The sequence below is a fragment of the Microbacterium flavescens genome (assembly GCF_018588945.1).
GTDB lineage: Bacteria > Actinomycetota > Actinomycetes > Actinomycetales > Microbacteriaceae > Microbacterium > Microbacterium flavescens.
Genome location: NZ_JAFIWA010000002.1, coordinates 400,993 through 414,191, shown reverse-complemented (window position 1 = coordinate 414,191; position 13,199 = coordinate 400,993). Strand labels below are relative to the sequence as shown.

8 protein-coding genes are annotated in these 13,199 nt (G+C 63.7%); 6 read left to right on the top strand and 2 right to left on the bottom strand.

Annotated elements, in window-relative coordinates:
- Positions 1–108: 108 nt before the first annotated feature.
- Entirely contained in the window at positions 109–1,167 is a 1,059-nt protein-coding gene (locus tag JX005_RS05645; protein ID WP_214466435.1) for a DNA cytosine methyltransferase, read from the bottom strand.
- A 512-nt stretch (positions 1,168–1,679) separates the two neighbouring features.
- Between JX005_RS05645 and JX005_RS05640 the strand changes: the two genes are divergently transcribed.
- The 5 genes from JX005_RS05640 to JX005_RS05620 all read left to right on the top strand — a co-directional run bounded on the left by JX005_RS05640 (position 1,680) and on the right by JX005_RS05620 (position 11,237).
- Positions 1,680–4,421, top strand: a complete 2,742-nt coding sequence (locus tag JX005_RS05640) for an AAA family ATPase (protein ID WP_214466434.1) — start codon at positions 1,680–1,682, stop codon at positions 4,419–4,421.
- Between the two features lie 277 nt (positions 4,422–4,698).
- Positions 4,699–5,889, top strand: coding sequence for an Asp23/Gls24 family envelope stress response protein (locus JX005_RS05635; RefSeq protein ID WP_214466433.1), 1,191 nt, complete (start codon positions 4,699–4,701; stop codon positions 5,887–5,889).
- A 490-nt stretch (positions 5,890–6,379) separates the two neighbouring features.
- A complete protein-coding gene (locus JX005_RS05630) occupies positions 6,380–7,114 on the top strand; it encodes a hypothetical protein (RefSeq protein WP_214466432.1) in 735 nt (244 codons plus the stop codon).
- A gap of 348 nt (positions 7,115–7,462) precedes the next feature.
- Positions 7,463–9,838 carry an AAA family ATPase gene (locus JX005_RS05625; RefSeq protein WP_214466431.1) on the top strand — a complete coding sequence of 792 codons (2,376 nt, stop codon included), beginning with the start codon at positions 7,463–7,465 and terminating at the stop codon, positions 9,836–9,838.
- A 211-nt stretch (positions 9,839–10,049) separates the two neighbouring features.
- The gene (locus JX005_RS05620) at positions 10,050–11,237 is read left to right on the top strand and encodes a Mur ligase family protein (RefSeq protein ID WP_214466430.1); all 1,188 of its coding nucleotides are present in this window, start codon (positions 10,050–10,052) and stop codon (positions 11,235–11,237) included.
- A 52-nt stretch (positions 11,238–11,289) separates the two neighbouring features.
- Here the strand turns inward: JX005_RS05620 and JX005_RS05615 are convergent, their stop codons facing one another.
- Complete coding sequence (locus JX005_RS05615) at positions 11,290–11,592, bottom strand: hypothetical protein (RefSeq protein WP_214466429.1); 303 nt, start codon at positions 11,590–11,592, stop codon at positions 11,290–11,292.
- A gap of 554 nt (positions 11,593–12,146) precedes the next feature.
- Here JX005_RS05615 and JX005_RS05610 point away from each other — a divergent pair.
- Positions 12,147–12,977: a DUF3800 domain-containing protein gene (locus JX005_RS05610; RefSeq protein WP_214466428.1), complete on the top strand. Its 831-nt coding sequence runs from the start codon at positions 12,147–12,149 to the stop codon at positions 12,975–12,977.
- Positions 12,978–13,199: the final 222 nt, after the last annotated feature.

The following is a 13,199-nucleotide window of genomic DNA, read 5'->3' as shown; positions in this document are numbered from 1 at the left end:
GATCAGATGCCCAGTCTTCGGTGGCGGCGGCCTCGGGTGCGATAAGCGTGCCCCTCAAACGCCCCGAGCGCGAATAGCGCGGGGACAGGCGAAGGAGAAAAGCGCCGTTCATGCGCTCCGCAGAGAGGTCTCAGCGGGCGAGGAGTCGAGCGCCGTCGTGGCTGCATGGGGATAGAGATGATTTACGTGCGCCGTCGCCGCTACCCGGTCTGCCAGCCAGGAGATAACCGGCACCGATACCGCGTTGCCTAGGGCGTGGTATCGCTTGCTGTCAAGGTCGGCGTCGGCGGCGAAGATGCCGCGTGGACGCGTCCAGCCTTCCGGGAACCCTTGAAGGGGTTCCACCTCCGCCGGGGTCAGCCGCCGCACGCGGTCGCGGTAAGCGACGTAGGTGCGGCTCCAGTCGGTCCCGGTGTGGCGCCCAGTGGTCGCGGAGATGCAGAACGACAGGTGTGGTACGAAGATCTCCTTATCCGTCTCTACGAGGTCTCTGTGCTCGCGGGCGTTTCGGCTGACTCGGCCAGTTGCTGTAGCGCGCTCCATAAAGGGGGAAACAGCCTGCGATTCTGGCTTGAAACTCTTCGCAAGATGCCCTGCGCCGCGTTCGGGCTCAAAAAGTATCTGAGCGGCACGTCCTGGGTCGTTATGACATCCAACAATGTAGACGCGACGTCGAGACTGGGGGACTCCGAAGTGCTTGCTGTTAAGTATCCGCCACGCCACGCCATACCCGAGTTCGACCAGCGTCTGGATGACGATTCCAAAATCTCGTCCTTGGTGCGAATTGAGAAGGCCTGGAACGTTCTCGAGGATGACAACCCCGGGACGAGCGTCTCCAAGTAGAGCAGCGAACTCATAAAAGAGTCCAGATCTTGCCCCACGAAGCCCATCTCGCGGCCGAGCTCGCGCCAGCGAGACGTCCTGGCAGGGGAATCCGGCACACCAGACGTCGGCTGTGGGGATGTCATCTGAGTTCAGCTCCCTAATATCAGTGTTCTTCGGCACCGCAGGCCAGTGGTGCTGGAGGATCGTGTTGCAGTAGGGGTCGATCTCGCTCTGAAAGACCGTCTCGAACCCTGCGCTCTCGAACCCCAGATCGAACCCACCGATCCCGGCAAAGAATGATGCGACCGTCCCGCTGCCGTGGCGGCTAGGTTTCTTCGACAACTGTCCTGCTCCTCCAAACGCAACCGTTGGTGCCCACCCAGCCTAAGACGAGGGGGTCCCTCAACCCGCTAGCGCGGCCGTACTTCGAGTATGTCGGTCGGTTCCGACACTGACTCCCAACCACGGCGATCCGCCGTCGGGCGGCTACGAGCACGAGTGACCCGGGGCTGGGGGCTCAGCTTCTGTCGACACGGATCACCGGTGGAATCCCTTGCAGCTGCCTTGATAGCGTCGGCGACAGATAGCTCGCATGGCCCAATTGGCCGGTGATCCCGCGCATACCGACGAGCGCTGGACCAGGTATGACGGATCTCGGCCGAAACCGAGTCCAGGGTGACCAGCGCTATATGCAAATCAGAATGACCCGAGCGAGGCGAGAGTCGCGATTCAGTCGACCACGATGCACGCAGGCACCCGAGGTGAGCGACACTCTTTAGGACCAGTTACCTACAGCTACCTACATCCAAGAAAAATACCTGGATAATCCGTAAAACGCACCCTACTCTGGCGCCATGCGAGGCGGCCTTGAGCGATGGAAGCGAGGTGTCGAGTCCCGAGGGGTTCGACAGGCGATCGGCTACGCATTTGAGGGCACCTGCGACGCACACCTGCAGCACTCCCCCAGCGTCGACGCGCTCGAAGCGTACAGTGCCGCCTCCGATTCGACCGTCTCACGATTCATCGTGGCGAACGGCGTCATCACCTCCGATGAGCTCACCGCCGGCGGCCTTCGTGTCTGGCTCACCGGACACGACCCGGTCACCGGCGAAGAGCGCGGCCATCAGCGGCTGAGCCCCGACGCCGACCTGCTGCTCGACGGAACGCTCAACCACCCGAAGTCCTACAGCATCGCCGCGCTGCTGCATCCCCAACTCGCCACCGAGTTCGAAGCCCTCCAGGACCGGCTCCGTGACCGCATCCTGCTCACGTGGCAGACGGAGCTCAACGCGCGGCGCGGGCACGGCGGGCTCATCCGTGAGGAAATCAACCGCATCGAAGTCGTCGAGCTGCAGCATCGGCGCTCGCGCGCCCTCGACCCGCACATCCACCGTCATCTCTGGCTGAACATCAAGGTGCTCGGCAAGGACGGCAAGTGGTCGAACCTCGACTCGCGCGTCGCGATGAAGCTGCACACCGTGGTCAACGCCGAGGGCGAGCTCGCCGCCCGCACCGATCCGGCCTGGATCGCCGCGCTCGCCCGGCATGGCTACACGCTCGACGACGGTGGCGAGATCGCCGAACTCGCCGGCGCCGTGCGACCCGTCTCGCGTCGGTCGTCGCAGATCGAAGCCAACCGCGCGCGTCTGATCGCGGGCTGGTCGGCGGCGCACGGAGGATCGGCGCCGAGCGCGGAGGTGCTGCAGCAGATCGATCGGCGCGCGTGGGCGGTGTCGCGTCCGAACAAACCGGCCGATCTCGATGAGGCGTCTTGGGAGGTGCGCGTCCGCGACGAGATCGCAGCGATCGATCCGAGTCTGACCACCCCGCGCCCACCCATTCCCGTTGCTGCAACAGACCCGCACGCCCTCGACCTGGATCTGCTCGCTGCACAGGCGGTCGTCGACGCGGACGAACGGGCCACCTCATGCGGCGGGAGGTTCAGCATCTTCGACATCCGCGCGGGCGCCATACGCGCGCTCTCGCGCACGGACGTCGTAGCCGAGCGCGACCGGCTCGATAGCGTGATCGCCGAGATCACGGAGCGTGCCATGCGTGCCGTCTATCGGCTCGTTCCCGATGATCCGCCGCCGCACGTGAAGGCGTTCATGGCGACCGAGACCGTACGCGCCAAGGTGCGTCTGGCCGGCCGCTTGGACGTGCTCGCCCAGCCGGGGCGCTCCCTGCTGCCGGGCGAGTTGCACCGGTTCGCACCGCACGAGGATCTGACACCACTGGATGCGTCGCAACGCGCTGCCGCGTGCACCATCGCCGGCACGGACGGGCTCGTGACCGTGACCGGCCCTGCCGGCGCGGGCAAGACGACGATGCTGCGCGCTGCCTTCGCGGCGCTCACGTCGCAACGGCGGCGGATGCTCGTCGTTGCCCCCACGCGAAAGGCGGCGTCGGTGGCATCTCAGGAGGTCGGGGCCGCGGCATCCAGTATTCATGCCCTGCTCTCGGATCACGGCTACCGATGGGGCACCGACGAGGCCGGCGCGAAGGTGTGGACCAGGCTCCGAGTGGGAGAAGTCGATTCCAATACGGGCGCCGTATACGGCGGACCAACCCAGTACGTATTGCGTTCTCGCGATCGGATCGTCGTCGACGAAGCCGGCATGGTCGACCTGCAGACGGCGAACGTCCTCGTCCAGCTCGCGATCCAGCAGGGCGTCGGGCTGGCGTTCGTGGGTGACACGCATCAGGCGTCGCCGGTCGGGCATTCGGGTGCGATGGGTTCTGCGATGCGGTACGCGAATGCTGCGGTCGAGCTCGACACGGTGCACCGGTTCCGCGATCCCAACTACGCGGCGCTCACGCTGCGGCTTCGGGATGCGGGTGATCGCGAGCATGCGCTGGTGGTCGCGGGCGAGCTCGCCGAACACGGTCACGTCGACCGGGTCGAACACCACGACGCGGCGCGTGAGCGGATGATCGACGCATACTTCGAGTGGCACGCGCGCGGCAAGCGGGTAACGCTGGTCTCCGGTACCAACGCTGAGGCGGACGCGATCAACGACGCCATCCAGCAGCGGCGAGTCGATCAGGGCGAGCTCGACGTCCGCTTGGCCGCGTGGGGAATCGGCGGGCAGCGCATCCTCGTCGGCGACACGGTCCAGACCCGTCGCAACGACCGGCTCACGGGAGTCGAGAATCGCGCGCAGTGGATCGTGCGCGGCATCCGCGACGAGTACCTGTGGCTTGTCGCCGTGAGCGACAGCGGTGAGGTGGCGCGTGTGTCCACCGAGTACGCGCGCGAGCACCTGCAGCTCGCCTACGCGTCCACCGTGCACGGCGTGCAGGGCGACACCGCCGATGCGTCGGTGGTCGGGCCGGATGTGGACGCCGCGGGGCTCTATGTTGGCCTCACGCGCGGGCGGGTGGCAAACGTCGCGATCGTCGTGGCGCGGACGGATGCCGCGGCCCGCGAGTGCCTCGCCGAGTCAATGCAGCGCGGCACTCCGGAGTTGACGATGCAGGATGCTGTGCGCGCGGTCGAGGCGGAGATGCGTCGCGCAGCGCGGGACCGCGAGGCGGCGATGGCGACGGGGCCGGTGGTCGGGGCGTCGTACGCGGGGCGCGGGATGGGCATGTAGAGCCCGATTGGCGGGCGCTTGGCGAGATAGTGTCCCGGTGGGCTATACGGCCGCTGTAAGCGGGGCCTCAGCATCGCTCGCGCAGATTCTCCTCGGCTGCTGATGTGAAGGACCCTCTCTCGAGCAAGTCGGGTGCGCCGTGCCGGCTCGGCGATGATCCGCCTGGCAGTGTCGCGCTACACGAGACGTCCTAGAGACGGATCGAAGGGTTAGACCCGAGGCGCGTGTCGCGAGGTATCGACGGGAGGGGCTGATCGCCAGACGCTAATGTTCCGCTGTGAGTGATTCGTCGGCCGCGGCCAAGTCAGGCTTCCGCACGCTCCGAGTTCTCGGGTGGGTGTTCGGCTCACTAATCCTCCTGGCGGTCATTATTCCGCTAGCTATCGCAGTAGCCGCTCCGTTCATTGAGGACGGCATCCGGGAGTACATCAAGACCAACGGAACGAGCTCCTTCTGGGCGGCATTTTGGTGGTGGGGCCTGTTCATCATTGCGGTCGTCGCGGGGCTTGCCATCTTGGTCCTGCTGACGTTGTCGTTCGCCCTGCACGCATGGCGGCGTGCCGTCTGGGAGAACATCGACAGATTCTTTGCCTGGGGCGGCGAGCTCAGGATCATGTCAGCCGCCCAGCGCGCGGCGCTGGGGCAAGAGGGTTACGACCGTCGAAGTGTCGAGGTCAAGAAAGAGCGAACAAGCTCAGCGCAACCCACCTGGCGGTTCGACGTCAAAGACAGCTTTGGCATGCCCAATGCGATCTTTCTCACCAACCACGGTTACTCGGTGTCCGACGTAGAGGTCACTTGGGATGAGTCCGAATTCACCGGCTTTGGTGAAGCGTCCTTCGCGGGCCCAATGAGCCCCGGCACGGGGAAGTGGTTCGAAGGCGTCCCGACAGGCAAAGGGCTGGAGGAAGGCGTTACATTTCACGTCTCGTGGCGAGACCAACGCGGTGATGCCTTTGAGCGGGATGTTCTCATGCCGTCGGAAGACATCCGATCCGCTCACGAGAATCTGCTGCGCAAACGACACAGCGAGGGCGTCAAAGAGGGATACCAACGCGGCCTCCAGGATCACGCCGAGACGGTGCTCATGTCTGTACCACCGCCTGCGCCGCGATGGTCCATCAGCTGGGGGGCGGGCTCTTGGACCGCGGATGGCGGAACGATGGAAGTGATCCTTCGCAACGCTATGCCTGACAGTACGGCACACGGTGTCCGGATCGATTCCATGGACGCGAACTCCTCCGTCGTAGATGCCGGCTACTGGCAGCAGATGCACGGAGAAGGCAACCGGATGTTCAAGGTGCGGGTGCACGCGGGCGGTGTCAACCAGGAGTGCAGGTTTCGCCTCACGTGGCGCGACCACAACGGCGATGAGATGGCTGAGCCGCTGCTGCTGACAGGTCTCGCTAATCAGAACCTGCCGCGTGCGAGCGAGGACGAGGAACCCGGCGACGAGGATCCGACTTGAAGTCTGCCCAATAGCATTGGGCTCAATCCGTAGTAGCGCGCAGGGGCACCTGCGGGTAGAGGGTCGAGTGATTTTCGACTCCCGACCTATCGTCGATGAGATGCGGCCTACGTGGCCTGGGGAGGGCGACTTCCGGTCACCGACCAGGCGCGGTGCGCTTGCCCCGTAGCCGCGCGGTTCGGGCTGGACCCTGGAAGACCTCGGTGAGAATCTCGTCCATCAGGACGCCAATGTGCCGGGTTCGTGGGCCGCCTCCTTCGTGTCCTGTCGAGTGAAATTCTGCTCTGCGAGCGCGTCGGTCTTCGCGTAGAGCTGTGCGGCCCTAGACGGCACCTCAGCTTCGCTCGCACATTTTCTCGCCTGTTACCTCGAAGGACCGCTTCCGTTCCACGCGGTCGAGGCGCCGAGTTCCGCCACTCAGCCGAGGATTGGCACGCATAAGCCCTCTAAAGGAACCGCGATTGTCGGCGGTGCTCGACATCCTAGTGTCATGGCGGCATCCAGCAGCGTATCGGCCGAAGGCATCCGTGATCACTTGCAGAACCCTGTGCTGTGGTACTGCTTCTACCTCGTGCTCGTTGGCGCTGCGGTTCTGGCCGTGACGCTCTCGCCATCACCGAACCTGCCCTCGCAGGACCTCGTCTCCTTCGCCGGCGTGCTTGCCACGGCACCTCCTGTCGCACTGGTCGTCTGGATCGCCTCCCGCATGCCGGTGACAACTGAAGGGTCCAGTTCGGCGCTCGCTGGCACGGGTAGATGGGCGGGGCGCCTCATCTGGACCGGAGCCACCTTCGCCCTCGGCGCGTACATAGCGACTCTCCTCGCGTTCGACCTCGACCGCGTCGGCACTGCGTCGTCGGCGAATCAATACTTCTACGGGTTCTTGGCGCTGATCGTGGTATCCGTTGCACTCATCGCGTTGGCGGGCGTGGTTGCCAAGAGCGCATGGCTCTGCTTCTCCGTCGATCATGCTGGCTTCGCGCGTGCGGCTGTTCGCGCACTCACTTCGGAACGGTGGCGGGATGCATTGCCGCTCCGCGACCGAATCTGGCTAGATGACGCCGACGGGGAGCCGATGCCGCGTTTTGCCGCCATCCCTAGGACTGGGCGCCTCGTCCGCGTGATGACGCCAGCACCCGCCCGCGGTTCCATCTTCGTCGCCGCCTTCTTGTTTCTCGTCGCACTCAGTTCGCTGTACCCGACAATCGTCGGCTGGATCTCGTAGATCAGTCACAGCTGCAGCCGAAGCTCTGTTCCGAATGCGCCGGTCGATGTCCTTGATGCACCTATCGCAGGATCGGCTGTCCGCCATACATTCAACCTTCCCGGGATGCCGCATCTCGACGGACCCGCTCGGTTCGGCACCCGTCAGGCGTCCAGTTGTACGCATTGACGCGACGTCCCGAGATCCCTCCCAAACGTGCGCCAGCACGTCGGCCGGGTCAATGCGTTGCCGTTGAGTTCCGCGAGGATCTCGACCATCACTCGGGACACGAATGTTCCGTGAGCAGACTTGGCGCCCCTCATGTCGTTCGCACTCGCTACATTTAGGAAAACTCTCTGGGGGATCTCGATGAAGCTGACCGCCGTGTACGCACGTTTTTTTCGCTCGCTCAACTTCGACTTCATGAAGCGATCCAGCCCCGGCTATATCCCCCTGCCGTGGGACGATGTTCCGGGCGGCCTGGCGCCGTACCCCTTCGTGAAGGTCACGCTCGACCCGCACATCACGACCGTTGTCGGCGCCAACGAATCCGGCAAGAGCCAAGTCCTCGCGGCCATCGAGTTTGGGCTGACCGGCGACAAAGTGCTGCAGCGTGACTTCTGTCGATACTCGCCCTTCTTCCTGCGCCACAAGGATCTACTGCTCCCCGAGTTCGGGCTGAGATTCAACGACCTTTCCGTCACAGACCTACCTCTCCTTGGCGAAGTAATCGGCCAAAAGGTGGAAGTGCTGCCCGACGAGCTGGCGTACTTCCGTATGAACACAACGCCGAAGACCCGGATCTACCTGCGTCACGGCGAGCAGTGGACAATCGCCACCGTCAAGAAACCGACTGCCCTCGAGCAATTGGGGATGCCGTCGGTCTTCAAAATCGATGCGGGGGTTCCCCTTCCGGACTCCGTGCCGATCAAGTACGTCGCATCTGGACAATCAAGGGATGCGATGCCACACGCCCAGGTTCGTTCCGGGTTGGAACTGCTATTCGGCCAGCTGGGCATGCTGTCCTCGCCCTCAGACTTCGAGGCGAACCGGGAGACCCTAAGGTCGAACCTCACTGCCAGCGCCGCGGTCGTGGAGACCGATCTGCGCAAATTTGAGCTTGCAAGGACTCTTCTCCTCGATGTCGCAGGACTCAATCCCGATCTGTTCGACCAGCTCTCGACTGCGATCGGCCAGGGCAAGAGCGGCTACGCGACCAGCATCGTCGACACGATCAACTCCGAGCTTTCTCATGCGCTGAACTTCAAGCACTGGTGGCGCCAAGATCAGCATTTCGAGCTGTTCGTGGAGCACCAGGAGTTCCATCTTGACTTCATGATTCGTGACAGAACCGGACGGACATACTCGTTCGACGAGCGAAGCGGCGGTCTTAAGTACTTCCTCAGCTACTTCGTGCAGTACTTAGCCCACGTCGCTAATGCAGCGAAGGAGGGGAACGGGGCACGCCCAGAGATCCTCTTGATGGACGAACCTGACGCGTACTTGTCGTCGTCGGGCCAGCAAGATCTGCTGCGGATCTTTGAGGCCTTTGCATTTCCGCAGGACTCCGCCGTACCTGCCGTGCAGGTGGTTTATGTTACGCACTCCCCTTTCCTCATCGACAAGAACCACGCTGAGCGTCTTAGAGTTCTGGACAAGGGACGGCATGACGAGGGGACGCGCGTGGTCGCGAATGCCGCGCGAAACCACTACGAGCCGCTACGCTCTGCCCTCGGGGAACTGGTTGCAGAGACGACCTTCATGGGCGGGTGCAATCTGATTCTTGAGGGCGCCTCGGATCAGGTGCTAATCGCGGGTATGTCGGGCAACCTGAGGCTTGCCGGGGTGCCAGAATCCCAGAACCTGAACCTCAATGACATCTCGCTCGTGCCAGCGGGTTCGGCAAGTCATGTGCCGTATATGGCGTTCCTCGCCCGCGGGCGTGATGTGGACAAGCCAGCGGTGATCGTACTCCTCGACAGCGACGCTGCCGGCGACCAAGCTGTGGCAAAGCTGCGCAAAGGAGGACCGAACGGCAAGCAGCTGGTTGACCCTCAGTTCGTTCGCCAACTGAATGACATCACTGGATTCCAGTCCGACAATCCCGGCGGTGTAGTTGGCATCGAAGATCTCGTGCCTTTGGATGTCGCGCTTGACGCAGTTCGCCGTTACGTCGCCGAGTTCGTGACTGATGCAAACGTGGACAAACTCGAGCTGGATCCGAAGTTGGTCTTCGCGACTCCGGGCGGGACGCTCGATCGAGTCGCAACTGCTGTTAGAGATCACCTCTCGATGGAAGATTTCCACCTCGACAAGATCGCGTTCGCGCGTCACGTAGTCGCAGCAGGCGTTTCCGACGCCGTTCCGCTTCCAGCACGCGAGCGCCTGGCCGCCAACTTCTCGCTGCTCCTTCGAGAGCTCGCGACTGTCCAACGGAAAGCCCTGCGAACTCAGTCGAGTGAGCTGATCAAGGATCGTGTTAACCGCATCCGGGACCGGTTCCAGACGGACTACCCTGTGTCAGCACCCCGAGAGGCCGTGCTCCTCCTCATCGAGGAGATTGATAGCCAACTTGACGACAGCGCGGAAGCAGACGAAGTGCGTGCGGTGATGGCGACATGGACTCGCGAGTATTCGCTGAGCGATGCTCCTCGGGAGCCGGTCGATGACTACGAAGGCTTCCTCGAAGCCTTCGCGGCGCTGCCTTACGCCGGCGCCGTCAGGGTACAAACTGCGTCTCAATGACCCCTGGCTGGCGCACAAGGCTTGTTCAGCCGGGGATCGATCGCTGAGCGTCGGGCCTATGTCGTCGTTTCCCGCGAGTAGTTTCGCGTCGATCGGTCGAGCGCCCGCTGAGGAAGCGCTCGTGGGCAGCACGTAAGACCCGCCGCGTATCGCTCACATATGTGGTGGGATGAATCTTGCGTGGCCGGACGCGCCGGACCGAGGGAGCATCATGATTCAGCCCGTCACATCGCCACAGGGCAGGCCACTTATCTCGGCGGTTACCGGGACGAACGGAAAGACCAGCGTTGCGACCGCCACGCTTCAATTGATGAAGCTCGTCGGGTGGCGTGCAGCGGGCTACGATTCCACCGGAATCACGGACGTCGACGGCGTTGTGCATGAGGCAAAGACGCGTCGGTCTGCCGACTATTTGCCTGACCTCATCGACTCTCAGGCTCGCGCTGGAGCGGACGCGATCTCTCTGGAGGCTTTCGTCGGGATTTTGGCCGATGGGCTCTTTGAGCGAGTGGAAGTCGATACCGCCGTGTCAACAGGCCTCGAGCGGGACCATATCGACGTGCACGGCAGCGTCGATGCGTATTGGAACGCAAAGCTCAGGCTATTCGAGGAGTACTTGCGAGCTGACGGCGTTGCGATCTTGGCGACGGACTCCGCTCAGGGCGACCTCGTTCGAGCAGCGGTGAGTAGGCGCGGCGCGCGTTTGGTCACCGTTGGCGAAGGCGGCGAGGTTCGCCTCGTCGGGGCGGAAGAAGTCGACGGTGGTCTGCGCGGACGGTTGATAATCGGCGCAGCATCGCACCTCGTTGCGCTGCCTACTGTGCATCCGATCGCGGTCACGAACCTCATGCTGGCGGCTGCGGCGGTGATCGGAGCTGGTGGCGATCCGGCCGCTGTAGCCGAAGCGCTCAGCAAGGTAACACCGCCACCGGGCCGACTTCAAGTGATCGGCGAACGCGACGGTGTCACCGCCATCGTCGACACCGCGCATAACCCGGGCGCTCTTCGCACGGCCCTACAATCCGTTCGTGCGCGTACGCACGGACGTCTCCTGCTGGTTTTCGGGGCCGGTGGGGAGCGAGATCGAGGGAAGCGACGCGACATGGGACAGATCGCTCAAAGCCTGGCGGATCTGGTCGTGTTGACGGATGACAACCCGCGACGCGAGCCGCCGGATCGCATCCGACGAGAGGTACGCGCAGGGGCACCGGACAGCATCGAGATCCCGCTGCGCAAAGACGCCATACGCGCCGCCTTGCAGATGGCCCGCCCTGGCGACACAGTGCTGGTTGCAGGCAAAGGCGACGAACACTACCAGCTCGTCGGCACCCGGCGTCTGCCCCATGATGACCGCGATGTCATCCGTGAGGCGATGTCACCCGTGCAACGCCTCGATTAAGGACAGACGAGCGCGGCGACAGCAAGACGCTGACGCCGCGCTCGAAAGGTGGTCAGGCGCGTCCGCCGTCGGGGTCGTATCCGCCGTCGGGGTCGTACCCGCCGTCCGGGTCGTACCCGCCGTCCGGGTCGTAGCCGCCGTCGGGGTCGTATCCGCCGTCCGGATCGTACCCGCCGTCCGGGTCATTCCCGCCGTCCGGGTCATACCCGCCGTCCGGGTCATACCCGCCGTCCGGGTCATACCCGCCGTCCGGGTCATACCCGCCGTCCGGGTCATACCCGCCGTCCGGGTCATACCCGCCGTCCGGGTCATACCCGCCGTCCGGGTTGTAGCCCGCGCTAGCCTCGTCAGCCATAAAGCCCTCTCATTTCGTGCGTCGGCGACGCTCTACCGATTCAACGAGGATCTTCGGTACGGTTGCAACCCTCCGACCGAATTATGGCGAAAGGGTCGTGCCGGAAGGTCCCCATTGAGGCGGTCACGGTGCAATCCCCAAACCGCTTGCATCATCCAAGTTCCGTCAGGACATCCGGTCGTTAGGCGTCGTCGACACGTCCTTCCGCGTCCGACATCTTCTCAATGCCTCAGTGCGCGTACGACGTCTCCTTCCTCGCCCGCGCAGGGATCCGCGCGCAAACCACGCCGCGCTCATGCGCACGGCCCCGACCGGAATCCCGATCGCCAGCCGCATGTGGAGGATGACGCCGCCCTCGTCGAGGCCGTTGTCGCCGGGGCTTGGCGCCGGCGGGCAGCTCCAGCCGCGCTTCCACTGCGCACGCGTGTCCTCCGCTGAGGGTCTCCACACAGCGCCCATCGCGGCGTGCCGCGCACCCTCCCGTCCCGTGCACCCTCTCCCCGAGCACCGCCCGGACGCGGATCCGGGTCCGCGGTGTTGGATAGTGTTTTGTCATGGCGGGGACAAGTTACGGGGATCGGTTGGGACGCAAGCACCCGACGTCGCTACTGCTGCTCGATGAAACCGGCGCTATCTCGAACGATCGGTTCTTTGCAGTCGGGTTGGTGAAGGCAACCAACCCCTCGACACTGCTCCGCACGGTGCAGAAGTTTCGCGACCGCAAGCATTACTACACCGAGTTCAAGTTCTCGGACGTGACCCGCTCTTCGCTGCCGATGTATAAAGATCTAGCAAGCGAAGCGGTCGGCTGTGGAGACCTTAGTTTCAGGTGCTTCCTGGCCGATCGACAGGCGGCAGACCCGGTAGTGCGCTTTGGGGATCAGTGGCAGGCGTATCTGAAGATGGCTGAGCAGCTTGTGCTTGGCGCGCTTGTCTTCAACGAGGTCGCGTCGGTACTGGCTGACAACTATTCAACTCCAGACCATGTGCGCTTTGAGGATGACCTTCGCGATCGCGTGAACCGACGTACCTCAAGACTCGCCCTCACGAGCGTGGTGCGGCTGGATTCGAAGTCATCTGACGGCCTGCAGATCGTTGATATGCTGACGTCCGCTGCTGCCTTTGAGTTCCGCGCTGCAGCCGGGCTAGCAAGCCACACCTCCCCCAAAGGACAGCTCGCCGAGCATGTGCGAACCCAGCTCGGGGTCACGACCCTGATCGGCGGCCTTCATTCCGGGCCTCACTCGTTGAAGATCTACACGCACGGAGGATGGACTCCTCCGAGTCCGAACGGATCGCCTGCCACCGCGGCGGCAGACGCCCTCGAGTCAAAGCCAATGTCGACCACATCTTTGACCAAGGGACTATTTTCTGGAAACGAGTGAGATATAATGGTTGGCATCGGGTGTGGGCCTCTGGCCTATAGCCCGGACGTGAAGGCGGCTAGCGCAGCTAGTCGCCTTCTTCTTTGGCCTCGCGCAGCTTCACGTTACGTTCGCGAGACTGGTCTACGGATGCTAGGCGCGTCTGGATCCGTACGTCCAGGGCGGGCGGCGAGGAACGCGTCACACGTCCCATGCCTGAAGTAGCTCGGCCGGCGACCCTGG